This window comes from Roseateles sp., from assembly GCF_036404855.1.
Taxonomy (GTDB): Bacteria; Pseudomonadota; Gammaproteobacteria; order Burkholderiales; family Burkholderiaceae_C; genus Pelomonas.
The window spans coordinates 14233-36296 of the sequence record NZ_DASWYS010000167.1; the positions used below are offsets into that span (position 1 = coordinate 14233).

The 22064-nt window shown below is 67.9% G+C and carries 21 protein-coding genes; 9 read left to right on the forward strand and 12 right to left on the reverse strand.

The features are described from left to right. The first annotated feature begins 19 nt into the window (after positions 1–19). A complete protein-coding gene (locus tag VGF12_RS10950) occupies positions 20–1774 on the forward strand; it encodes an asparagine synthase-related protein (protein WP_331176071.1) in 1755 nt (584 codons plus the stop codon). 31 nt (positions 1775–1805) lie between these two features. Here VGF12_RS10950 and VGF12_RS10955 read toward each other — a convergent pair whose 3' ends face one another. The 7 genes from VGF12_RS10955 to VGF12_RS10985 all read right to left on the reverse strand — a co-directional run bounded on the left by VGF12_RS10955 (position 1806) and on the right by VGF12_RS10985 (position 10942). Next, positions 1806–4787, reverse strand: coding sequence for a hypothetical protein (locus tag VGF12_RS10955; RefSeq protein ID WP_331176072.1), 2982 nt, complete (start codon positions 4785–4787; stop codon positions 1806–1808). A gap of 126 nt (positions 4788–4913) precedes the next feature. Further along, complete coding sequence (locus VGF12_RS10960; RefSeq protein WP_331176073.1) at positions 4914–5990, reverse strand: D-alanine--D-alanine ligase family protein; 1077 nt, start codon at positions 5988–5990, stop codon at positions 4914–4916. Between the two features lie 26 nt (positions 5991–6016). Continuing rightward, positions 6017–6688 carry an ABC transporter permease gene (locus tag VGF12_RS10965; protein WP_331176074.1) on the reverse strand — a complete coding sequence of 224 codons (672 nt, stop codon included), beginning with the start codon at positions 6686–6688 and terminating at the stop codon, positions 6017–6019. Positions 6689–6785: 97 nt separating this feature from the next. Next, positions 6786–8936 (reverse strand): GNAT family N-acetyltransferase, encoded by a 2151-nt coding sequence (locus VGF12_RS10970; RefSeq protein WP_331176075.1) that lies wholly within the window; start codon positions 8934–8936, stop codon positions 6786–6788. Continuing rightward, on the reverse strand, positions 8933–9817 hold the full coding sequence (locus VGF12_RS10975) for a hydrolase 1, exosortase A system-associated (protein WP_331176076.1): 885 nt from the start codon (positions 9815–9817) through the stop codon (positions 8933–8935). Before VGF12_RS10975 ends, VGF12_RS10970 begins: the two co-directional genes overlap by 4 nt. Positions 9818–9827: 10 nt before the next feature. Then, positions 9828–10688 carry a hydrolase 2, exosortase A system-associated gene (locus VGF12_RS10980; protein ID WP_331176077.1) on the reverse strand — a complete coding sequence of 287 codons (861 nt, stop codon included), beginning with the start codon at positions 10686–10688 and terminating at the stop codon, positions 9828–9830. Beyond that, positions 10685–10942 carry an acyl carrier protein gene (locus tag VGF12_RS10985; protein ID WP_106489881.1) on the reverse strand — a complete coding sequence of 86 codons (258 nt, stop codon included), beginning with the start codon at positions 10940–10942 and terminating at the stop codon, positions 10685–10687. Before VGF12_RS10985 ends, VGF12_RS10980 begins: the two co-directional genes overlap by 4 nt. Positions 10943–11078: 136 nt before the next feature. Between VGF12_RS10985 and VGF12_RS10990 the strand changes: the two genes are divergently transcribed. Both VGF12_RS10990 and VGF12_RS10995 read left to right on the forward strand, forming a co-directional pair. Beyond that, the gene (locus tag VGF12_RS10990) at positions 11079–12668 is read left to right on the forward strand and encodes an acyl-CoA ligase (AMP-forming), exosortase A system-associated (RefSeq protein ID WP_331176078.1); all 1590 of its coding nucleotides are present in this window, start codon (positions 11079–11081) and stop codon (positions 12666–12668) included. Next, positions 12665–13927, forward strand: coding sequence for a pyridoxal-dependent decarboxylase, exosortase A system-associated (locus VGF12_RS10995; RefSeq protein WP_331176079.1), 1263 nt, complete (start codon positions 12665–12667; stop codon positions 13925–13927). The genes VGF12_RS10990 and VGF12_RS10995 overlap by 4 nt, the downstream gene beginning before the upstream one ends. A 108-nt stretch (positions 13928–14035) precedes the next feature. On the opposite strand, the gene VGF12_RS11000 is transcribed toward VGF12_RS10995, so the two are convergent. Next, positions 14036–14770 (reverse strand): arginyltransferase, encoded by a 735-nt coding sequence (locus VGF12_RS11000; protein ID WP_331176080.1) that lies wholly within the window; start codon positions 14768–14770, stop codon positions 14036–14038. Continuing rightward, positions 14767–15498: a leucyl/phenylalanyl-tRNA--protein transferase gene (locus tag VGF12_RS11005; protein ID WP_331176081.1), complete on the reverse strand. Its 732-nt coding sequence runs from the start codon at positions 15496–15498 to the stop codon at positions 14767–14769. Before VGF12_RS11005 ends, VGF12_RS11000 begins: the two co-directional genes overlap by 4 nt. 23 nt (positions 15499–15521) lie before the next feature. Here VGF12_RS11005 and VGF12_RS11010 point away from each other — a divergent pair, with 23 nt between their 5' ends. From VGF12_RS11010 to VGF12_RS11030, 5 genes are read left to right on the forward strand one after another with little or no spacing between them, the layout of a single operon-like run. Next, positions 15522–15875, forward strand: a complete 354-nt coding sequence (locus tag VGF12_RS11010; protein WP_331176082.1) for a Spx/MgsR family RNA polymerase-binding regulatory protein — start codon at positions 15522–15524, stop codon at positions 15873–15875. Beyond that, complete coding sequence (locus VGF12_RS11015; protein ID WP_331176083.1) at positions 15875–16582, forward strand: riboflavin synthase subunit alpha; 708 nt, start codon at positions 15875–15877, stop codon at positions 16580–16582. The genes VGF12_RS11010 and VGF12_RS11015 overlap by 1 nt, the downstream gene beginning before the upstream one ends. Positions 16583–16606: 24 nt before the next feature. Further along, on the forward strand, positions 16607–17575 hold the full coding sequence (locus VGF12_RS11020; protein ID WP_331176084.1) for a magnesium and cobalt transport protein CorA: 969 nt from the start codon (positions 16607–16609) through the stop codon (positions 17573–17575). Positions 17576–17582: 7 nt separating this feature from the next. Beyond that, positions 17583–17807, forward strand: coding sequence for a DUF3820 family protein (locus tag VGF12_RS11025; protein ID WP_331176085.1), 225 nt, complete (start codon positions 17583–17585; stop codon positions 17805–17807). Between the two features lie 13 nt (positions 17808–17820). Continuing rightward, positions 17821–18150, forward strand: a complete 330-nt coding sequence (locus tag VGF12_RS11030) for a YnfA family protein (RefSeq protein ID WP_331176086.1) — start codon at positions 17821–17823, stop codon at positions 18148–18150. 13 nt (positions 18151–18163) lie between these two features. On the opposite strand, the gene VGF12_RS11035 is transcribed toward VGF12_RS11030, so the two are convergent. Then, on the reverse strand, positions 18164–18610 hold the full coding sequence (locus tag VGF12_RS11035) for a MarR family winged helix-turn-helix transcriptional regulator (RefSeq protein ID WP_331176087.1): 447 nt from the start codon (positions 18608–18610) through the stop codon (positions 18164–18166). A gap of 74 nt (positions 18611–18684) precedes the next feature. Here VGF12_RS11035 and VGF12_RS11040 point away from each other — a divergent pair, with 74 nt between their 5' ends. Beyond that, complete coding sequence (locus tag VGF12_RS11040; protein WP_331176088.1) at positions 18685–19440, forward strand: siderophore-interacting protein; 756 nt, start codon at positions 18685–18687, stop codon at positions 19438–19440. A gap of 8 nt (positions 19441–19448) precedes the next feature. Here the strand turns inward: VGF12_RS11040 and VGF12_RS11045 are convergent, their stop codons facing one another. Together VGF12_RS11045 and VGF12_RS11050 are read right to left on the reverse strand one after the other, a co-directional pair. Then, on the reverse strand, positions 19449–20615 hold the full coding sequence (locus VGF12_RS11045; RefSeq protein ID WP_331176089.1) for a serine hydrolase domain-containing protein: 1167 nt from the start codon (positions 20613–20615) through the stop codon (positions 19449–19451). 87 nt (positions 20616–20702) lie between these two features. Then, positions 20703–21857 carry an alpha-hydroxy acid oxidase gene (locus tag VGF12_RS11050; protein ID WP_331176090.1) on the reverse strand — a complete coding sequence of 385 codons (1155 nt, stop codon included), beginning with the start codon at positions 21855–21857 and terminating at the stop codon, positions 20703–20705. Between the last annotated feature and the right edge of the window lie 207 nt (positions 21858–22064).

The window sequence follows — 22064 nt, forward strand, 5'->3', positions numbered from 1 at the left end:
CTCAACAGGTACTTTTCCTATGACGATCATTGCAGGCGTTTTCAGCAGGAAGGCGGGGGTCGATGTGCCAGTCGCGGTGTGCGGTGCACTCCGCAAAGGGATCTCGCGCGATCTGCGTGATCAGCCCATTGAATACAAGCATCCTGGTGGCTATCTGGTCAAGGTGGACATCGGCGCGTTCGGCGCGCCGGCCCACCATCGTGATGCGCAGGGAAGCGTTTCGGTCATGGCCGGAGAGCCGCTGTTGGCTGACGGCGGCGGCGAGGGGGACACGCGCGACCGACATCTGCTGGCCATGCATGCCCAATGGGCGAGCGATGACTTCAGTGCGTTGAGGCATAGCGCAGGCACTTTCTGCGCAGCCTTCTATGACCCGGCTCGTGGTATCGGCCACCTGATCGCCGACCGCCTCGGTCTGCGCACGCTGTACTACGCCATTCATGGCGACTTCGTCTATTTCTCCAGCGCCCTGCGCATCCTTGAGGCACTCGAGGCCTTACCGAAGTCCGCTGACGTTCAGGCACTGACCGAGATCACGGCCTTCGGCTACCCCTTTGGCCCGGGGACACCGTATGCCGGCATCAAGATGCTGCTGCCGTGCGAGGTGCTCAGCGTCCGCCCGGAGGGCGTGACGTCCAGTCGCTACTTCGAATGGAGTTCCATCCAGCCGATTGACGTACCCGAGGAGCAGGCGCGGGCCGAGGTCTACCGTCTGTTCCAGCGCGCCATGCGCCGGCGCCTGCATGGCGACAAGACGACGTTCGCCTACCTCAGTGGTGGCCTGGACTCGCGAGTTGTCGTTGCCGCATTGCGTGCTGAACAGGTGCATACCTACACCTTCAACTACTCGCTGGCCGGAACGCAGGACCAAGTCTTCGCGAAACAGTACGCCGAGAAATGCGGGGCGTTGCACTACGAACTTCCAACCGAGCCCGGCCCGAACTGGTCGGCGGTGATGGCCGAGACCTGGGCGGCCTCGACCGCCCGCAAGGCGCGGGAAGCCGATCGCCCGCATGTGGTCTGGACCGGGGAGGGGGGCAGCGTGGGCCTAGGCCATGTCTACATCAGCCCCGAGATCGTCCGGCAATTGCGGGCCGGCGACTGGGACGGCGGGATCCAGACCTTCCTGAGTCAGCAGAGCAAGAGCCTGCTCACCCGCATCCTTAAGCCCGAGGTCGCGCGCCGCTTCGACGGTCATTTGGTGGCCGCGCTGAAGCAGGAGATGCAGGCGCAACATCAGGCCGACCCGGTGCGCGCGCTCTATATCTTCCTGAATCTCAACGGCCCGCGGCGACATTTAGTCAATCATTTCGAGACCATCGACCAGCACCGCCTGGAGTTCCAGCTGCCGTTCTACGACAGCGAGCTCATGGAGTACCTGACCGCGCTACCGGCCGACCCGTGCCTTTACCACGGGTTTTATGCGCGTTGGCTGGAGCTGTTTGACCGCACCGTGCTGGAGGTGCCCTGGCAGGCGTATCCAGGCCACGTGCCGAGCCCTGTGCCTGTGCCGGCTGACGTGCCAGACCAATGGAGCACGCCGGCCAGCCCGGCGCAGCAGAAGCGTTTACGCCAGGACCTGGATGAGCGCACCCGTGCGATGCTGGCGGACCGCAGCTTCCCGGCCGGTGTTCTAAACAAGCCCGTGCTCAGGCTGATGCACCTGGCTTGGCGCTTGGGCGTTGCCAATTACGACTATGCGCTGAAGGCAGCATTGGTCTACGCACGCTACGCCCGTGCGTCCGCCGGGCGTTACGAACTACCGGCTGGCTGAGAATGCCGATGGCGCCAGCCAGCGTAGGGGCTCAGGCGACTTTGAGGGCCATCAGCGGCTTCGTCGGGGACGTGGCCACGACCAGGCAGCCATAGGTGGGGTCGTAGAACATCCCCCGCACGCTGTTGCATTTGGTGGGGCCTTGACCCTTGACCGGCTTCAGCGTCGCAGTAGCCGAGCTCGGTCCGGTGAGCCGCAGCGTCGCCACCACGATAGTGGCGATGTTCGGATCGGTCTTGATCGTGTCGTTGTTGAAGGCCCCCGCAGTGATCCAGAGAGTGACATAGGCGCCAAGGGGCTCAACCCATTCCACGCCGTAGCACTGGAGGCCGGATGGAATCGTGTCGCCACTGACAGTGATGCCTCTTCGCTGGCCGGTCGTGAGGTCGCAGGTCTGAACGACCCACCCGCCGCTACTGTCCGGATCGACATGCAGCGTCGCCATACTGTCACCACTGACCGCCAGTCGGGTGCTGGGCATACTCACGGTTCCGCCAACGTGACTGTGCGTGTTGGTGGCAAAGCTGTATTTCTTCATGCCCTGGCCCTGCGGCCAGTAGTAGATCGTGTTCCCGTCGTGAGACATCGCGCGCGGGCCGTAGTACTCAAATGAGCCGTCCGGGTAGGTTGGAATGTCGGCGTAGTACTTGGCAGGCCGCCACGGGCCTGACCGTGGATGGCCGGCAACGTCATGGAACGAGGCAGTCCCTGCCGTCAGGTTCGCCCCGTCAGTCGATGTGGCGATCGCCGCGATGCCGAAGCTGATGAATTCGTCCCGGCTGTCCGAATACATGTTGTTCCAGTACGAGTGCGGCGAGTAGGGCTTGCCGTCGGCCGGGAAATAGGCGCCGCTCAGCAACTTGCCGCCAAACACCCAGGACCGGCGCAATGCCTCCGCTGTCGGCGCACTGACCATCTCGACGTCGGGGGACTCTTTGTGCAGATTCCAGCGCGTGAGGATGTTGATGGTGCTGCCGGCATGCCCACCGCCGAACATCCAGATTTCGTGGTTCTTCCGGCTGTAGGTCGGCCCGGAATACTCCCACGTGGCTAGATAAGTCTTGCTGGGGCCAGGGTCGAGAGTGGTGACCTTGGGCGCAACGCCATTGCCGTCGTCCCGGATGTAGTCCGCCCAGACGGTACCGGGAATCTCCTTCCATTGCCAGGCCGTCGTCGGCAACCAACCTGGCAGGTAGCGCGTACGCGCGCCGCGCAGACTGTCGCTGCGCGGCAATGGTGGAGTGAAATCACCCGCCCACTCGAATGGCGCGTCGTTGACGGCCGGTGCGCCGACAATCTGGGCGCCTGTGTACTCGCCGTTGTTTGCCAATACCGATACTGACACCTCGGTATTGGCAGGATACTGACTCACGAAACCGGTTGCGCGGGCGGTATCTGAGGCGACGATGTTGTTGCGCACCACCGTTGCGACCGGGATCTGGTTGCCCGACCCGCTGAGCAATGTTGTGGCGACGCCAGTCGGGTAGATGCTGATCAGCGCTTTGTCGCTGCCGTCCGCTGGGCGGCCGTTGTATTTGCGCAGCGTGTTCTGGGCCAGCAGCAACGAATGCGCGGTCAAAGATGGATCAGGGTTCGTATCCACCGTCTTCGTGTGCTGGTCGTCGCCGTAGCGCAAGCAGTTGCCGTCGTTGTTATTGCTCAACGAACCGTAGTGGTTGATGACGTTGCCCGCGATCACGACCACGCCGCCGTTGGGCGTGTTGATGTTCTGCGCGCAGCCGCCCGTGCCGTCGGCAAACATCTGCACGTCAATCATGTTGGCCAGCACGGTGGTGGCCCGGCAACGCGACTTGATGGCATGACCCATGCCGGCCTGCGGGTAGCCTTGACCCGGTGTCTTGCGGAAGCTGCATCCCAGCACGTAGGTCAAGGCATTGCGGCCGGTGTAGATGTCGTGACGTAGCCCCTGTGGATCGCTGTTGTCCTCGAAGACGCAATAGCGGATGTAGTTGCTCAGGCCGTAGTGGGTTTCCTGCGTATGGATGCCGTCAATGCACTGCCAGAACTTGCAGTACTCGACCGTCAGCGTGGCGGCCGGGTGTGTGCCGTTCACTGTGCTGACCGTGGTCCAGATTGCGGCGCCGAGCCGGCTTTCACCCATGGGCGTACGGGCGCCGCGGAAGTGCAGGCCCCGGACGGTCAGATTGCGGCAGGACTGGCCCATCGTCAGCAACTGGGGCTGGCCGCCACTCAGCATGCCGATCTGCCAATAGCGGCTGTAATCCAGCACCATGGGCTGGCCGGGCGTCTCCCACTCGATAGTCGTATCGACCAGCACGCCGGTCTGCACTCCGCCCGTATTGGTGACCAGTGTTGTATTGCCCGGGTCCGTGGGGTTGAACACGACGTACGTGCCTCCGGTCACCTTGACCACGTCGCCGGATTGCCAGCCCCCTTGGTCCTTGACCTGCTGAAGCGTGGCATAGCGGCCCACCGTGACGCCGCCGCGGACAAGCCTGAATGGCGTCGCCGATCCTGGCGTTGCCGCCGCGGCTGTATAGGCGTATGCCGCAGGATTTGCTAGCCCGCCATCGTTGGTCAGCGTGATCGTCTTGGCGCCGGTGGACGATGGTGCATAAAGGAAGGTCGCGGTGGGGGTCGAGGCGGTCAGGTAGACCGAGCCGTAGTCGCCCGGCTGGCTGGTGGACGACCAGAATTGCCCCCCGGCGCCGTCGCTGGGCGTGATGCGCACCTTGCGACCGACCGGCACCGAGCAACTGACCGTGAAGAGGCTGGAGAGTGAGCGCTCGAGACCGCCCGACGGACCGGTCAGATTCAGCTGTCCGACCGTGGTGCTGGGCTGGGGCGGCGTGGGTTTGTTCGGAGCAGCTTCGATGACTGCGGAGGCCGAATCCGACGGTGCGGAGGAAGGCGAAGCTGGCGTCGAGATGGTTCCTGGTGCCTCGCCGCTGCCACCCCCGCAGGCGGTTAAGGCCGACCCAGGGACGGAGGCAACAGTCAGCAGGAAGTGGCGGCGATCGAGAGTAGTCATTCAGCGGCATCAGGAGTCAAGAGAGCGGTTCGAGCCCTCGACACCGCAAAACTTGTCAAGGTTAAGAGGTTTCCCTTGACACCTGTGTAAGCGACAGCAATGACCGGCAAGCCCGGCAAGCCGAGGCTACGGTCTTGAGGCTCTGATCGCGGGACCGCGCTCCAGGGCCAGCCCTACCAGACGATCCAGCAGGTCAGCATATCCAAGCCCACCGGCCTCGCACATGCGCGGATACATACTGATACTTGTAAAGCCGGGCAGGGTGTTGATTTCGTTCAAGAACAGCTGGCCGGTCTTCTTGTCGACAAAGAAATCGACCCGTCCCAGTCCTTCGCACCGCACCGCGGCATAGGCCGCGCGAGCGATGTCCATGATCGACTGCTGCAGAGTGGCGTCCACCAGAGCTACGGCATGCAAGCTGGCGCCGTCGGGGTCTGCGTACTTCGCTTCGTAGTCATAGAAGGCATGTGCGGCGTTTGGCACGATTTCTCCGGGCGGGAACACGGTGATCTCACCGTTGCCCAGGACCGAGCATTCGAGTTCGCGCACGTCGAGGCAGGGCTCGATCAAGGCCCGCCTGTCATGGCGCAGCGCCTCGGCCAGTGCGGTCTGAAGTTCTGCGGGTGTGTTGGCCCGTGACGCGCCCAGCGAGGAGCCGGCGCTGCAGGGCTTGACGAACAGCGGCCAGCCAAACGCCTGCTGCGCTTCGGCCAGGACGTCCAGGCCGTCATTGGCGTCGACCACCCGGAAGTCGACAATAGGCAGGCCCGCGTCACGCCACAGTGACTTGGCGACGGCCTTGTCCATGGCCGCGCTGCTGCCCAGCACGCCGGCACCGACGTACGGCAGCCCGGCAGTGTCCAGCGCACCTTGCAACTGGCCGTCCTCGCAGTGCGTCCCATGGAGAACCGGAAAGACGCAATCGACGGCAAGGCGGACGCCGCCGTGCCAGAGGCCTGCGGCGGGGACGATGGCCACCGGATGATCTGACGGCACGATGGTCAGCGACAGGTCACCGCTTGGCAGCGTCTCGAAGACCGGATCGCGCTGGAGATGCCAGACGCCGTCGCGGGAGATCCCGATGGCGGTGACGACATAACGATCCCGATCGAGGTGGCGCAACACCGAGGCGGCCGAGCGGCGGGAGACCTCGTGCTCGCCAGAATTGCCGCCATAAAGGACGGTCAGATGTAGCTTGTCCATCTTGGCTTCAGTCTCGACGAGGCAGCTCAGTGCGCCGCTCCGCTGGCCTCGCTTGCCGGCGTGTCAGCCGCGACTGCCGGCGCTTCTTTCCACTGGCCGGCCTGCTGCAGCTTCGATTTGATGAGGTCGATGTTCAACCCGGTCGCTGCGGCCTTGTGTGCGAACTGTAGCGACTTGTCATAGCTTCTCGCATCGAAGTACAGCAGCGCAAGATTCCTCAGCGTGAACGCGCCTTCGGGGCTCGTGGCGGCTACCGCATCGATCTGCTGTTCCGCAGAGGACTTTTCGCCGAGTTGGATCAGGTAATTGGCGTAGACCATCCGGACCATAGGGTCGTCCGGCCTGAATGCCATCGCTCGGTGGAAATAGCAATCGACCGAGAAGCGCGTCTCGGGCGGTTGGGGCGATTTCAGCTTGAGTGCCAGTGTCGAGATGGCGATGAGCGCGCGATGGTGATTCGGGAAGACGCCCAGCGTGTACGACAGGTCGCCGCCAGGCAGGGTGCCGGTCTTGCCACGGATCAGGTTCTCGACTTCGGGCGTGAAATGCGCATGCTCGACGATGGCCAAAAGGGCAGCGTGCGAACGGTAGATGGGCTCCGGGATATACCGTTCCGGCCGATAGTCAAACGGCCCCCAGGACTGGCTGAGCGAGCCGCATCCGGCTGGCAGGCCCTGGGCCGAGGCGAGGCTGGACACTGCGGCCAGTAGTAGCGAGGCACCGAGCTGCGCTATCAGGGAAGCCGGTTGCTTTCGGAATGCTGAATCTCGTGTCATGGCTCTGTGCCTTCCAAGACTACTTCTTCACGGAGGTGGCGGGAGCGGTAGCTGGCATCAGCATGTGAACCGTCCGGCCGAGGAGTTCTCGCACCAGGCCGATGGCGCCGCCCAGGCTGAAGGGGTTGTACGCCACCAGCCCCCAGCGTTCCCGCCGCGACGTCATCCAGGTCTTCTTGTAGGGATCATCGCCGATCAGATAGTCGATCTCGCCCACGCGATCGACGTCCATCGCCCGCTGCATCAGCATGGCTGTCAGCAGTGTGCCGGGGGAGTAGGCCTTGTAGGCCTCGTCATAGGCGAGCTTGTAGATGTCGGCCTTGCCGTTGGCGACGATCCAGAGCTGCGCGGCGACTGGTTTGTCGCCGACCCAGGCCACGCCCAGGCGCAGCCAGCCGCGCTCGGCGCAGAGGTGGATCAGGCCGGGAATGAAGCCCTGGTAAGGCTCCGGCTGCTTCCAGCTGGCGGCATACACCTGCTGATAGGCCTGGATGCCACGTTCGACGTCGTCCTTGCCGGAGATGACTTCCAGCCGCCCGCCTTCGGCCGCGAACTTCTTGCCCATGCGCGTGATCGTGCTGCGCTGGCGGCCGTCGAGGCCCTGAAGGTAGCTGGCCCAGTCCTGAGACACCTGCATGTGCCAGTTCCCAAAGCCGAAGTAGGTGAAGCAGGCGAGGTTCGCGCGATTCAGCGAGCACTGAAGCGTGCGGAAGGAGGGCGCCTCGGTCGACAGCGGGTACAGCTTCATGGACACCAGGCCCGGGTGGTCCCGGTGCGCGGCCTTGATCAGTCGGGCCACGTGGCGGCACTTGGGATTGCCGCTGAGCGACGGCGCATAGAGCGCTGTGTAGTAGTTGCTCAGCGAATGCAGTTCCCAACCCAGGCGGCCGCGGTTGGCAATCAGCGGCAGCGCGGCCACCGGCCGACCGTCGCGCAGCAGCACGTAGAAGCGCACGCCGGGATGCTCGGGGAAGACCGTATCAATCAGGTTGCGATACCAGTCGGCGCCGAACTGGGTGTCGATGGATTCCGACTCGGCGAAGAACTCCTGCACCTGGGAGGGGAACTCCCGCGGATGCCGGTAGACCTCGACCTTGAAGTCCTGGCTGCCGGCGTTGTCGTCGTCGCCCTTCAGCCTGCGGCGGCCGAGGCGCGCCGCGGTGGCGGCCATGCGCGCGATGGGTGTGCGATAGAAGGCCACATGGCGCACCCAGCGGCTGCCACTGGCCCAGCGCAGTTGGTCCTCGGTGGCGTCGGTGTAGAACTCGATGCGCCCCCCAGGCGCCAGCTCGAAGCAATGCTCGACCGCACGGCGCAGCAGCTCGCGCCCCGGTGAGTAAGCCGCAGCGCTCTCGAGGTAGGTCGTCTTCAGCATCGTGATCGTGTTGCCCTCGCGCATCGCCAGGCGCGAGGCCACCAGCTGGTCGTTGAACCACAGCTCCCACGCGATGGCCAGCCCCTGTTCCGCGAGGCGGCACATCAGCTGCTGGTAGAAGCGCAGTTGGTCAGGCGAGCTGCCGATGGCGGTTCCGCGCCTGCCCTTCCAGCCCTCGACTTCGAGCAGGGCGTAGCGGGCCACGACAGCCTCCATCTCGGCTGCATCGGTGACGATGCGCAGGTGCTGCTGCACGCCCTCCGTTTCGGCGCGGCGGCGGTAGCGGTCGAGGTTCTGCGCCAGCTTCTTGGGACGACCGCTCCAGTACTGCTGGAAGCTGCCGGTCAGCTCGACGTGCATCGTCAGGCAGTGGTCGATCGTGTGGGTGTCGGTGAAGGTGGAGGTGGCCAGATCGCCGAAGTCCGGGTCGTTGCAGAGCATGTCCAGCTCCATCACCCAGCCCGGCAGCGTGCGGATCAGCGACGGCAGCGACGTCGCGTCCTTCAGCAGCGTCAGCCCGATCTGTGCCTGTGAGGGCAGGAAGCTGCTCCACACCAGCGGCGACTTGCGCTCCAGCAGGCACATGCCCTCGATCTGCCCGTCCAGGCGCAGCACGGCCAACACCTCGCGGCCTTCGCCGAAATTGTCGAGCAGGCCATTGACGAACTGGCTGTCCAGCATCGCGTTGGCTTCGAACAGCCGGCGACGCAGGTCGTCCCATGCCGCGGCATGCTCGCCCAGGCCGCCCTGCAGCGGGTGCAGCGTCCATTGGGCGGGGGAAGAAATGCCGCTCATGGCGCTCCGTTCGGGTTCGGCTGCGCAAAGGCGCGGTCCAGCCAGGCGAGGCACAGCCTTTCGGCCTCGGCGCGCCAGGCGGCCGACGAGAAGGTGTGATCGATGCCGGGCAGGTCGTGTCGGGTCAGGCCGGGCCGGTCCAGCAGGCCGGCCCAGGCGGCATCGGCCGCCACGTGATCCTGGAATTCCTTGGCCACGAGGTCGTCGCCACTGAGCAGCAGCAGGATGGGGCCCGGGAACGCGCGCCAGGCGGCGGCCATGCGACCCTGATAGGGGAGCGGGCCGGCCACGGCCTTGGCCGGGCGGGTGGCCACCGTGCGAAGCTTGGCGAGGAACTCGCGCAGCGCCGCCAGTCCCGTCCCGCCGCGCAGCAGCTTCAGCCAGAACTCCTTCTGTCTCAGGCGCTGCGCGTAGTAGTGCTTGACCTGGGTCTTGGCCAGGCTGTCGTCCGAGCGAACCCAGGGGTTGAGCAGGCACAGGCCGTCGACCGCGGCCTGGCCCTGCACCAGGTGCAGCAGGCTGGCCGAGGCGCCGTCGCACAGGCCCCAGAGCACGATCCGGCGAAGCTCCGGCACCTGGCGGCGCAGCGCCGCGATGGCGGCGCCGATGTCCTCGCGCGTCGATTCGAAGTCGCGGGCCGGACCCTGGCCATCACCCATGCCGCGGTAGTCGAAGCGCAGGCAGTGGTGGCCGTGCGCTGCGAGCGCGCGCGCCAGCAGCACGAACTGCCGATGGCTGCCGGCCCGGTACTGGGGGCCGCCGACCACGACGATCACGCCGATGCCGCTGGGGGCTTGGCCGGCGCCGGGACCGCTGAGAATGCCGGGCAAGGCCTGGCCCTCACAGTCGAACAGCAGGGCGTCCTCGCGGGTGGGCGTCATCGGCGTCATGTCAGGCGGCCCTCCGGGAGGCGTCTGCCGTGCCGAACAGCCGCTGCAGCGCCTCGATCAGCGCAGGCGCTTCCTCGATTTCGGTGGTCTGCCAGAAGGCGGGGCCTTGCAGCAGCTCCGCCACGACGGGCAGGCCGGCGTCGCTCCAGCGCTTCTGTGCCTGCTGGGCGACCGGCGTCCATTCGGCGTCAGGGCGCGAGCTCAGTTCCAGCCAGACGACCCGGACGTCGGCCCCGGGGCGAGGTGGCGGCGTCAGTGTCGAGGCTTCCAGGCCGAGCGCCAGGTCGGGGCTGAGCAGGTAGCCAGCCACCTCGACCGGTTCACCGCGGCCCAAAGCGGCGCGTATCTCGGCCATCTGGCCCTTTCCGCCGCCATCGGCCAGGTTGGCCGCCAGCTTGAGACGCAGGAACTGCTGCAGCAGCGGCTTGCCGGAGGCCGGCGGCTGCACCAACAGTAGGTGCGCCGGCGTCTCCAACTGGGCCAGCGTCTCGGTGGCCAGCAGGCAGCCGGCGCGCAGGCCCCAGAGCCACAGCGGGGCGTCCGGCGCCCGGGCGTTCAGGCAGTCCAGCCCCAGGCGCACGTCGGCCAGCCAGTCGGCCCAACTGGCGTCGCCGAAATCGCCGGAAGAGTCACCGCAACCGCGCAGGTCGATCTGCAGCACGGCATAACCCGCCTCGGCGAGGGCGCGGCAGGCCAGGGCGGCCATGCGGCGCGACTTGTTCATCTCCTCGGCGAACGGGTGCAGGTAGAGCACCTTGCCACGCGGGGTGCCCTGAGCCGCCAGAGACGGCGCATGGAACACGCAAAGGCGCTGCTCGCCGCCCGCGGCGGGCAGGAAGAAGACGTCAGGGCGAGGCGTCAACCCAGGCGGGCGGCCACGAAGTCCGCCAGCGAGCCGACGGTGGCGAAGGTGTCGCCGTCGATGTCGTCGTCATCGACGACCAGGCCGAGCTGCTCTTCCAGCGCGGTGATGAGGCTGACGACAGCCATCGAGTCCAGCTCTGGCAGGGCGCCCAGCAGGGCGGTGTCGCGCGTGAACGTCTGGGCGCGGCCGTTCAGGCTCAGCACGTCGTCGAGAAGCCTCAGCACGTGGCTGAGGACCTGGGCGTTGTCCATGGGGTCTTGCGTCCAAAAATGCAGCGGCGCAGTTTAGCGGGCCGCCCCCTTGCCTCCGGGGAGTCCACCCCTTGGCCTCGGGGGCGCATGAGATACTTTTTTCACTCTTCGTGCCCGCCCTCAACGCCAGAGCTTCATGCCCGAATCAACCCTGCTGAACGAGCTGGTGGCTGTTGCCGCCGAGCGCACGCCCGACGCCCCGGCCCTGACCTACGGCGCGGCAACGCTCAGTTATGCCGAGCTCGACGCCGCGGTGCGGGGTCTGGCGAGCGGCCTCATGGGCCTGGGCCTGGCCCGTGGCGAGCGGGTCGCGATCTACCTGGAAAAGCGCTTCGAGACGGTGGTCGCCAGCTTTGGTGCACCGGCCGCGGGGGGCGTGTTCGTGCCGCTGAATCCGCTGCTCAAGCCCGAACAGGTCGGTTTCATCCTGCGCGACTGCGATGTGCGGGTGCTGGTCACCTCGCCCGAGCGCCTGGCCCAGCTGGGCGACGTGCTGACGCAGTGTCCCTCGCTGCGCCATGTCGTCCTGACCAGCGGCACGGGCTCGGCGCCGGTGCCGGTGCATGACTGGGCCGCGCTGCTGGCCAGCCCGGCCCGTGCCGGCCACCGCGTCATCGACACGGACATGACGGCCATCCTGTACACGTCCGGCTCCACCGGCCGGCCCAAGGGCGTGGTGCTGTCCCACCGCAACATGGTCGCAGGCGGCAAGAGCGTGGCCAGCTACCTGCAAAACCGCGCCAGCGACACCTTGCTGGCCGCGCTGCCGCTGTCCTTCGATGCCGGCTTCAGCCAGCTCACGACCGCTTTCCACAGCGGCGCGCGCGTCGTGCTGCTGAACTATCTGCTGCCCAAGGACGTGCTCAAGGCCATGGAGCGCGAGAAGGTCACGGGCCTGACGGCGGTGCCCCCGCTCTACATCCAGCTGACCCAGCTCGAATGGCCTGCCGCCATTGACGCCCATCTGCGCTACTTCGCCAACACCGGTGGCCGCATGCCGCGCGCAACGCTGGACCTGCTGCGCGCCAAGGCGCCGTCGGCCCAGCCTTTCCTGATGTACGGCCTGACCGAGGCCTTCCGCTCGACCTACCTGCCGCCCGCCGAGGTGGACCGCCGGCCGGACTCCATCGGCAAGGCCATTCCCAACGCCGAGATCCTGGTGCTGCGCGAGGACGGCAGCGAATGCGCGCCGGACGAGCCGGGCGAGCTGGTGCACCGCGGCGCCCTCGTGGGCCTGGGCTATTGGAATGATGCCGAGAAGACGGCCGAGCGCTACAAGCCGTTGCCGGTGGGCGTCGGCGGGCGGGAAGGTGGTCTGCAGCTGCCCGAGTTCGCCGTGTTCTCGGGCGACACGGTGAAGCGCGACGCCGAGGGCTTCCTCTACTTCGTGGGCCGCCGCGACGAGATGATGAAGACTTCGGGCTACCGGGTCAGTCCCACCGAGGTCGAGGAGGTGCTCTACGCCACCGGCCTGGTGGGTGAATGCGTGGCCTTCGGCGTCGACCATGACACGCTGGGGCAGGCCATCCAGGTCATCGCGACACCGCCGGAGGGCGCCAGCGAGCTGGACCTGGCGGCGCTGACCGCCGCCTGCAAGGCGCGCATGCCGGCGTACATGGTGCCGCACGGCATCGCCCCGCGCGCCGGCCCGCTGCCGCGCAATCCCAACGGCAAGATCGACCGCAAGACCCTCTCGACCGACTGGGTCGAACGAAACGCTGCATGAGCGATACCACTCCCCCGAAGCGTGCCCTCGAGCACGCACCCGTGCTCTTCCCCCGCAATGCGAACGGCGAGCTGCTGGTCGGTGGCCAGCGACTGTCCGTGCTGGCCGAGCGCGTCGGGCAGACGCCGTTCTACGCCTACGACCGCGGCCTCCTGAAGGCGCGCGTGGCCGAGCTGCGCGCAGCGCTGCCGCAAGGCATCGAGCTGCACTACGCGATGAAGGCCAACCCCATGCCGGCGCTGGTGCAGCTGATGGCCGGGCTGGTGGACGGCATCGACGTGGCGTCGGCCGGCGAACTGCAGGTGGCGCTGAATGCTGGCGCCGACCCGCACGAGATCAGCTTCGCCGGGCCCGGCAAGCGCGACATCGAGCTGGGTCAGGCGGTGGCCGCCGGCGTGCTGGTCAACGTCGAATCGGTGCGCGAGCTGGCCCCCTTGGCGCGCGCATCCCAGCGCCTGGGCCTGCCGGCCCGCGTCGCGCTGCGCGTGAACCCCGACTTCGAGCTCAAGGGCTCGGGCATGCGCATGAGCGGCGGCCCCAAGCAGTTCGGCATCGACGTAGAAGCCCTGCCCGAGGTGCTGGCCGAAGTGGGGCGCCTCAGCGGCGATGGCGTGGCCTTTGAAGGCTTTCACCTGTTCGCCGGCTCGCAGAACCTCAAGGCCGAGGCCATCTGCGAAGCCCAGCTCAAGAGCTATGAACTGGCCCTGCGCCTGGCTGAATCGGCGCCCGCGCCGGTCAGGTTCCTGAATCTGGGCGGTGGCTTCGGCATTCCCTACTTTCCCGGCGAGACGCGGCTGGACCTGGCCCCCATCGCCGACAACCTCGCGGCGCTGCAGGTCCGCGCCGGGACCGATCTGCCGCAGGCCAGGCTGGTCATCGAGCTGGGCCGCTACTTCGTCGGCGAGGCCGGCGTCTACGTCAGCCGCATCGTCGACCGCAAGGTCTCGCGGGGCCAGGTGTTCCTGGTGGCGGATGGCGGGCTGCATCACCACCTGTCGGCTTCAGGCAACTTCGGCCAGGTGCTGCGCAAGAACTACCCCGCCTCGGTCGAGCCGCAGGGCCGCAGCGAGACGACGACGGAGCCGGCCAGCGTCGTGGGCCCGCTGTGCACGCCGCTGGACCTGCTGGCGGACCGCATGGACATGGCGCGCGGCGAGATCGGCGATCTGGCCATCGTCTACCAGAGCGGTGCCTATGGTCGCAGCGCCAGCCCCGAGGGGTTCCTGGGGCACCCCGCCTGCGTCGAGGTCCTCGTCTAGGCGCTTGGCGGGACGGCAGGCGCTGGCGAGAAGAGGCTGGGGTCCGAAGGTCGCAGAGCCGGTTTCACCGGCGTGCATCGACGGCCGCCCTCACGGACCGCGACGCGTTCAGTCAGCGTCCATCCAGACCCCGTTCTGCAGCACCTGGTGGGGCCGGAACCCGGCCTTGTAGGCCATCTTGGGGCTTTCCTCGATCCAGTAGCCCAGGTAGAGGTGGCTGAGCTTGAGCTCCCGGGCCTGCTGGATCTGCCACAGCACGCCGTAGGTGCCGAAGCTGCCCTCCACGTCGGGGTCGTAGAAGGTGTAGACCGCCGACAGACCGTCGCTGAGGATGTCCAGGATGGACACCATGCGCAGGGGCAGGGTGCCGTCGGGCATGGGTTCGCGGAATTCGACCAGGCGGGAGTTGATGCGCGATTGCAGCAGGAACTGGGTGTACTGGTCCACGCTGTCGTGGTCCATGCCGCCCCCCGAGTGCCGGCCGGCCTGGTAGCGCAGGTACAGGGCGTAGTGCTCGGGCGAATAGCCCAGGCGCATGACCTTGGCCTGCAGGTGGCGGTGGGCCTTCCAGGCGCGGCGCTGGGAGCGGGTGGCCTCGAAGCGCTCCACGGGCACGCGCAGCGCGATGCAGGCGCGGCACTGGTCGCAGTAGGGGCGGTATGTGAACAGTCCGCTGCGACGGAACCCTGCGGCAACGAGGTTGGAGTAGGCGTCGGCGTGGATCAGGTGGCTGGGCGTGGCGACCTGGGAGCGAGCCTGGCGGCCCGCGACGTAGCTGCACGGGTACGCAGCCGTGGCATAGAACTGGATCTGCGCGAGGGGCAGTTCTTTGGGGTGGGTCACGTTGGGGTCAGCAGCCGGTGCCAGTGGTCCGGATGATAGGTCCACGGCCCAGGCGTGGCAGCCTCCACATGGGCGGCGAGATGGGCTTCGAACACGCTTCGGGGGACTTCAGCGGCACCCAGCGAGGCCAGGTGCCGGGTGTTCTGCTGGCAGTCGATCCAGGGGATGTCGAAGGTGCGGCACAGGCAGATCAGCGCGCACAGCGCGATCTTGGACGCGTCGGTGCGGCGCATGAACATCGATTCGCCATAGAACATGCGCCCGAGGTTGACGCCGTACAGGCCGCCGACCAGTTCGCCGTGCATCCAGGTCTCGACGCTGTGCATGGCGGGCCAGGCCAGGTAGGCCGCCTGCAGCTCGGGCACGATCCAGGTGCCCGCCTGGCCCTCGCGCGGCGCGCTGGCGCAGGCGCGCAGCACGGTGGCGCGGTCGAAGTCGACGCGGATCTCGCAGCCGGGCGTGGTGGCAAAGCGCTGCACCGTCTTGCGCAGCGAACGCGACAGCTTGAAGTCGGCGGTCTGCAGCACCATGCGCGGGTCGGGCGCCCACCACAGCGGCGGCTGGCCGGGGCCGTACCAGGGGAAGATGCCGCGGCGGTAGGCGGCGGCCAGCCGCTCCGGGGTCAGCGTGCCGCCGGCGGCCAGCAGGCCCGGTGCGTCCGTCTCGGGGCCGAGCGCTCGAACGCTCGGCGGGAAATCCAGGGAGTCCTCATCCAACCAGTCGATCATGGGCTCATGGTACGGTGACGGCCATGATCACCGTCTACGGCATCCCCAACTGCGACACCGTCAAGAAGGCCCGCACCTGGCTGGCCGGCCAGGGCCTGGAGGTCGCGTTCCACGATTTCAAGAAGCAGGGCGTCCCGGCCGCGGAGCTGCCGGCCTGGCTCCAGGCGCTGGGCCGGGACAAGCTCGTCAACCGCGCCGGCACCACCTGGCGCAAGCTGGACGACGCGGCCAAGGCGGCCGTGGTGGACGATGCCTCGGCCACCGAGCTGATGCTGGCCGAGCCCAGCGTCATCAAGCGTCCGGTGGTGCGCTGGGCCGATGGCAGCCTGACCGTGGGCTTCTCGGCCGACGCCTTCGCCGAGAAGGGCGGCCGCTGATGTTCACCGGCATCGTCCAGGGCGTGGCCCGTGTCGAATCCATCGACGCCCGCGAAGGCCTGCACACGCTGCGCCTGAAGTTCCCGCCCGGTTTCGACGACGAGCTGGCCATCGGCGCCAGCGTGTCCTGCGACGGCGTCTGCCTGACCGTCACCGAGCGGCCGGTGCCCGGCGAGGCCAGCTTCGACGTGATGGCGCAGACCCTGAACCTCACCACGCTGGGCGGGCTGAAGCCGGGTTCGGGCCTGAACGTGGAGCGCGCGGCCAGGGAGGGCGTCGAGATCGGCGGCCACCCGCTGTCCGGCCACGTCGACGTCTCGGCCCGCATCGCCGAGGTGCGTCAGCCCGACAACAACCACGTCATCCGCTTCTCGCTGCCCGCGCCGTGGATGCGTTATGTCTTCGCCAAGGGCTATGTGGGCGTCAACGGCTGCAGCCTGACGGTCGCGGAGGCCCGGCGCGAGCGCGACGGCTCGGGCTGGTTCGAGGTCTGGCTCATCCCTGAAACGCTGCGCATGACGACGTTCGGTGACAAGGGGGTGGGCGACGCCGTGCACATCGAGATCGAACGCAGCACCCAGGTGGTCGTCGACACGGTGCGCGACGCGCTGGACGAGAAGCTGGGGCCGCTGCTGCCGGTGCTCGAGGCCATCGCGCGCGAGCGTGGCATCGACATCACCCAGCTCGCGCTGCCGAAGTCCTCCTGAAGTCTTGCCGGAACGCCGACCGCCATGCTGATCAACAGCGCCGTGTACGAGGATGGCCGCATCGTGGCCGAGCCGGGCCTGGAGGGCGTTTCCGAGGCGCTGGAGCGGCAGAGCGGCTTCGTCTGGATCGCGCTTCGCGACCCCACCGATGACGAGCTGGACCTGCTGCAGCGCGAACTGGACCTGCCGCCGCTGGCGGTCGAGGATGCCCGCAAGGGCCACCAGCGGCCCAAGCTGGAGGAGTACGGCGACATGCTGTTCGCCGCCATGCACCTGCTCGAGGCCGGCCCCGAGGGCCTGGAGGTGGGCGAGGTGCACGTCTTCGTCGGCCCGCGCTTCATCGTGTCGGTGCGCCACCGCAGCGTGCAGGGCTTCCTCGGCGTGCGCGGCCGCGCGGAGCGCGAACCCGACCTGCTGCGCCAGGGGCCGGGCTTCGTCTTCTACGCATTGATGGACGCGGTGGTGGACCGCTACTTCCCCCACATGGACGCGGTCGAGGCCGAGCTGGAGGCCCTGGAGGCCACCATGTTCCAGCCGCGCCAGGACCGTCAGGCCGTCGTGCAGCAGCTGTTCAGCCTGAAGCAGCGCCTGGCCGTGCTGCGGCACGCCGTCACGCCGCTGCTGGAGGTGTCCGCCAAGCTCCACGGCGGGCGCGTGCCGGTCGTCTGCAAGGCCATGCAGGACTACTTCCGCGACGTCTACGACCACCTGCTGCGCATCCAGGCCAGCGTCGACGCCGCGCGCGAAACCATCATCGCCGCGACCCAGGTCAACCTCACGCTCGTCACCATCGACGAATCCCTGGTCACCAAGCGGCTGGCGGCCTGGGCAGCCATCTTCGCGGCCTCCACGGCGCTGGCCGGCATCTGGGGCATGAACTTCGAGACCATGCCGGAACTGAAGTGGGCGTTCGGCTACCCGATGGCCCTGGGCGCCATCGCGCTGGTCAGCGGGGCGCTGTACTGGCGCTTCAAGCGCCTGCGCTGGCTCTGACGGCGGCATGAACCCCGAAGACCTGCTCAAGCTCGTGTCGACCGAGATGCCCTTTGGCAAGCACCAGGGCACGCTGATCGCCGACCTGCCGGGCAACTACCTGGCCTGGTTCGCGCGCGAGGGCTTTCCCAAGGGCGAGATCGGCCGGCTGCTGGCGCTGATGTACGAGATCGACCACAACGCGCTGGGCGAGCTGCTGAAGCCGCTGCGCCCCCGGCCACGGCGAGCTTGAGGACCCCAGGGACATGCTCAAGACCTTCGGCCTCTTCGTGCTCACCGCGCTGGCGGAGATCGTCGGCTGCTATCTGCCCTGGCTGTGGCTGCGCCAGGGCGCGTCGGCCTGGCTGCTGGTGCCCGGCGCGGCGAGCCTGGCCGCCTTCGCCTGGCTGCTGTCACTGCATCCCACGGCCGCCGGTCGGGTGTATGCGGCCTACGGCGGCGTCTACATCGGCGTGGCCATGGTCTGGCTGATGGTGGTGGACAAGGTCAGGCCCACGGTGACGGACTGGCTCGGCGTCGCGATCTGCTTCGCCGGCATGGCCGTCATCATCTGGGGCTCGCGCGGCAGCGCCTGAACCGGGGGCCGGCTCAGCTGGCCGCGTCCAGGTTGGCGCGCACCCGCGACAGCAGGTCCAGCAACTGGTCGCGCTCGGCGGGGCTCAACCCGCGCATCGCCGCCTGCGCGAGTCGCTCGCCCTGGGTGCGCACGGCCTCCTGCGCCTTCGTGCTCTCGGGCGACAGATGCAGGCGCTGCACGCGGCGGTCCGCGGGGTCGGCCTCGGCCCGCAGCAGATCCCGCTCCTTCAGCCCGGCGATGAGCCGCGCGATCTGCGCCTTGTCGCGCCCGCTGTGCGCCACCAGCTCGCTCGGCGTCGCGCCGGGGTGGCGTGCGAAGAAGGCCAGCGCCTTGGCCTCCATGTGCGTGATGGCAGCCGGACCGTCGCGCAGCGCGCGGAACTGCTGTCCACGGAACAGGTGCATCAGCGTGTGGATGGTCTCGAAGACCTCGGTCGCCGTGCTGGCAGCGTTGGCCATGTTGTTGACATTATCAACTTTGTTCCGCATGATGGATGACATTATCAACCATTGAGGCCGCAAGCCGACCCGCCATGAGCATTGACACTGACGCCGAACCCCGGCGCCGCATCCAGCGCGTGCGCTACGAACTCCAGCGCCGCGAGCTGCGCGTCGTCCGCGTCGAGCCGCGGGGCGGGCGCTTCGTGGCCGTCACCGTGCAGGGCGATTCGCTGCGGACGTTCGAGTCCGCCTCCTTCGACGACCATGTGAAGCTGATGCTGCCCGACGGCGCGGGTGGACTGCAGATGCGCGACTACACGCCGCGCGCCTTCGACACGGAACGCGGCGAACTGGTGCTGGAGTTCGCGCTGCATGGCGAGGGCCCGTTCACCGAATGGGCTGCTCAAGCGCGGGCCGGCCAGGCGCTGACGGTGGCCGGCCCGCGCGGCTCCATGGTCATCCCGACGGACTACGACTGGCATCTGCTGGTCGGCGACGACAGCGCCTGGCCGGCCATCGCGCGCCGGCTGGAGGAGCTGCCAGCCGATGCCCGCGTGCAGGTGCTGCTCTTGATGCCCGACGCGCCCGCATGGCCGACGCGCGCCTCGGCTGTGCCGCGCTTCGTCGCCTCCCCCGAGGCGCTGGCCCAGGCGCTGCGCGATCTGGCGCTGCCGCCGGGCGACGGCTTCGTCTGGTGCGCCGGCGAGGCCCAGCTTATGGCCCGGCTGCGCGACATCCTGCTGCACGAGAAGGGCCATCCCAAGGAAGCCATGAAGGTGGCCGCGTACTGGAAGCGGGGCGCCACGGGCTACCACGCGCGGCTGGACGACGACGCGCCCGCCCGTTGACGACGGGCTCAGTCCACGAACCGCAGGCTGCCGTACTCCCAGCGCCAGGGCACGCCCGTCTCGCCGAGGACGAAACGCACCAGCGCCGGGAAGGCGCGCTCGGCGCGCACGTCGTTGGCGAGGATGACGACGCAGCGCTTCTTCGGCTTCACGCAGACCCAGGTGTTGCCCGTGCTGTCGTTGTGCCCGCCCTTGTAATAGCCCGGGCCCTGCGGACCGAGGAAGGTGACGACGCCCAGGCCGGCGGCGAGGTCCGTGCGGCGTTCGGACAGCGGCAGTTCGGGTTGGAAGGTCGGGAACTGCGAGGCGGTCGTGATGGGCAGCCCCGGTGTGCTCAGCGCGGCCGCGCCCTTGGCGGACAGGCCTTCGCCGTTGATGACGCCGGCGGCCAGCTTTGCCATGTCGGCGATGGTGGTGTCCATGGAACCGGCGGCTCGCACCCTGCTGCGCGGATCGTGCGGCTCCACGCTGCCATCGTCTTTCCAGCCGTCGGCCAGGTTGGCGGCGAAGTCCGCGCGCCACGTCATGCTGGTGCGCGTCATGCCGAAGCGGTCGAACACGCGGTGCTGCATCTCGGCACCGAGGTCCAGCCCCAGCCCGCGTTCCAGCACGAACTGAAGCAAGATCAGTCCCTCGCCGGAGTAGGCGTAGCGCGTGCCGGGGTCGAAGTGCATGCGCAGCCGGCCGTCGGGTTCCAGGAAGGCGAAGTTGGCGAAGCCGCTGCTGTGCGTCAGCAACATGCGTGCCGTCAGCTGCCGCCACCGATCGTCGCCGGCCAGGCCCGACCAGGGGCCGTAGCGCTTGTCGTCGGGGTAGTCGGGCAGCGGCTGGGCGAGGTAGGCCGCGAGCGGCCTGTCCAGCGTCAGCCGTCCTTCCTCCACCAGTTGCAGCACGGTGTAGGCGAATGCCGCCTTGGTCAGCGACGCGCCGTACATGACCGTGTCCGTGAGCAGCGGCTGGCCGCTCGCGTTGCGCTCGCCGTAAGCCCGCACCTGCACGACGCGGCCGGCGTCGATGACCGCCACTGCAAGGCCGCGCGCCTGCGTGGCCGCCATCAGCCGCGCGGCCTCGGCATCGAGGGCGGCGGCATCCGGGAGGGGGTGCTGGGCGGCGGCCAGCAGCGGCAGTGCCGCGAGCGCGAGGAGGGCCCGTTGGGTAGAGCGGAGGGCATGCATGGCGCGCAGCCTAGCGGCATGCCGGTTGTTCGGGCAAGCGGCGGTTCTCGACTGGATGCGGGCCGTCGCGCGAGGGCGGCGCAAGCGTCAGGCCGTCGGGAAGGTGCCCGGCACGAGGATGTCGCGCGTCACGTTGGCGAGTTGCGTGTGGCCGCAGAAGGCCATGGTCACGTCCAGCTCCTTGTGCAGGATGGCCAGCGCCTTGGCGACGCCTTCCTCGCCCATGGCGCCCAGGCCATAGACCATCGCGCGGCCGATCATGGTGCCCTTGGCGCCCAGGGCCCAGGCCTTGAGCACGTCCTGGCCGGAGCGGATGCCGCCGTCCATCCACACCTCGATCTGCGAGCCCACCTCGGCCACGATGGCCGGCAACGCGTGGATGCTGCTGGGCGCGCCGTCCAGTTGCCGCCCGCCGTGGTTGCTGACGACGATGGCGTCCGCGCCGGCCTGCACGGCCAGCTTGGCGTCCGCCACATCCATGATGCCCTTCAGGATGAGCTTGCCGCCCCACTGTTCCTTGACCCAGGCGATGTCGGCCCAGGACAGCCGCGGGTCGAACTGCTCGTTGGTCCAGGCCGACAGCGAGCGCATGTCGCTGACGCCCTTCACATGACCCACCAGGTTGCGGAAAGTGTGCCGCTTGGTGCCGGCCATGCCCAGGCACCAGCGCGGCTTCGTCATCAGGTTGAGGATGTTGCCCAGCGTGGGCCGCGGCGGCGCGGTGAGGCCGTTCTTCAGATCCTTGTGGCGCTGGCCGATCACCTGCAGGTCCAGCGTCAGCACCAGGGCCGAGCACTTGGCGGCCTTGCAGCGGTCGATCATGCGCGCCATCGCATCCCGGTCGCGCATCATGTACAGCTGGAACCAGAACGGCGCCGACGTGTGCTCCGCGATGTCCTCGATGGAGCAGATGCTCATCGTCGACAGCGTGAACGGGATGCCGAACTTCTCGGCCGCACGCGCGGCGTGGATCTCGCCATCGGCGTGCTGCATGCCGGTCAGGCCGACAGGCGCGATGGCCACGGGCATCTTGGCGTCCTGGCCGACCATCTTCACGGCCGTGCTGCGGCCTTCCATGTTGACGGCCACGCGCTGGCGCAGCTTGATGGCCTGGAAGTCGCTCTCGTTGGCGCGGTAGGTCGTCTCCGTCCAGGAGCCGGAGTCGGCGTAGTCGTAGAACATGCGCGGCACGCGCTTCTCGGCGAGTTGGCGCAGGTCTTCGATGCAGGTGATGACGGGCATGGCGATGCAATGGCGGTTTGTGTCAGGCCGCGATGCTAGGCCCGCGCCGCGCCCGCCGCCCCGGAAAAAACCTCGGCCCGCGGCGGAAGAGTTTTCCGCCTACGCGGCTTCGACCGCGCGGCAGTGCGCGTGCAGCCATGCGGCGAAGGCCTCGGCGGCCGGGCTGGTGCGGTGGCGCACCAACCCGTAGTGGCGCTCGGCCTGCAC

Coding starts and splice junctions, on each gene's coding strand:
- VGF12_RS11025 (WP_331176085.1), top strand. CDS start 17,583: ATGAACCCCGAAGACCTGCTCAAGCTCGTGTCGACCGAGATGCCCTTT.
- VGF12_RS11050 (WP_331176090.1), bottom strand. CDS start 21,857: ATGCCCGTCATCACCTGCATCGAAGACCTGCGCCAACTCGCCGAGAAG.
- VGF12_RS10950 (WP_331176071.1), top strand. CDS start 20: ATGACGATCATTGCAGGCGTTTTCAGCAGGAAGGCGGGGGTCGATGTG.
- VGF12_RS10985 (WP_106489881.1), bottom strand. CDS start 10,942: ATGGACAACGCCCAGGTCCTCAGCCACGTGCTGAGGCTTCTCGACGAC.
- VGF12_RS11040 (WP_331176088.1), top strand. CDS start 18,685: ATGAGCATTGACACTGACGCCGAACCCCGGCGCCGCATCCAGCGCGTG.
- VGF12_RS10975 (WP_331176076.1), bottom strand. CDS start 9,817: ATGACGCCCACCCGCGAGGACGCCCTGCTGTTCGACTGTGAGGGCCAG.
- VGF12_RS10955 (WP_331176072.1), bottom strand. CDS start 4,787: ATGACTACTCTCGATCGCCGCCACTTCCTGCTGACTGTTGCCTCCGTC.
- VGF12_RS11005 (WP_331176081.1), bottom strand. CDS start 15,498: ATGATCGACTGGTTGGATGAGGACTCCCTGGATTTCCCGCCGAGCGTT.
- VGF12_RS10990 (WP_331176078.1), top strand. CDS start 11,079: ATGCCCGAATCAACCCTGCTGAACGAGCTGGTGGCTGTTGCCGCCGAG.
- VGF12_RS11045 (WP_331176089.1), bottom strand. CDS start 20,615: ATGCATGCCCTCCGCTCTACCCAACGGGCCCTCCTCGCGCTCGCGGCA.
- VGF12_RS11010 (WP_331176082.1), top strand. CDS start 15,522: ATGATCACCGTCTACGGCATCCCCAACTGCGACACCGTCAAGAAGGCC.
- VGF12_RS11020 (WP_331176084.1), top strand. CDS start 16,607: ATGCTGATCAACAGCGCCGTGTACGAGGATGGCCGCATCGTGGCCGAG.
- VGF12_RS10970 (WP_331176075.1), bottom strand. CDS start 8,936: ATGAGCGGCATTTCTTCCCCCGCCCAATGGACGCTGCACCCGCTGCAG.
- VGF12_RS10995 (WP_331176079.1), top strand. CDS start 12,665: ATGAGCGATACCACTCCCCCGAAGCGTGCCCTCGAGCACGCACCCGTG.
- VGF12_RS11015 (WP_331176083.1), top strand. CDS start 15,875: ATGTTCACCGGCATCGTCCAGGGCGTGGCCCGTGTCGAATCCATCGAC.
- VGF12_RS11035 (WP_331176087.1), bottom strand. CDS start 18,610: ATGGCCAACGCTGCCAGCACGGCGACCGAGGTCTTCGAGACCATCCAC.
- VGF12_RS11030 (WP_331176086.1), top strand. CDS start 17,821: ATGCTCAAGACCTTCGGCCTCTTCGTGCTCACCGCGCTGGCGGAGATC.
- VGF12_RS10960 (WP_331176073.1), bottom strand. CDS start 5,990: ATGGACAAGCTACATCTGACCGTCCTTTATGGCGGCAATTCTGGCGAG.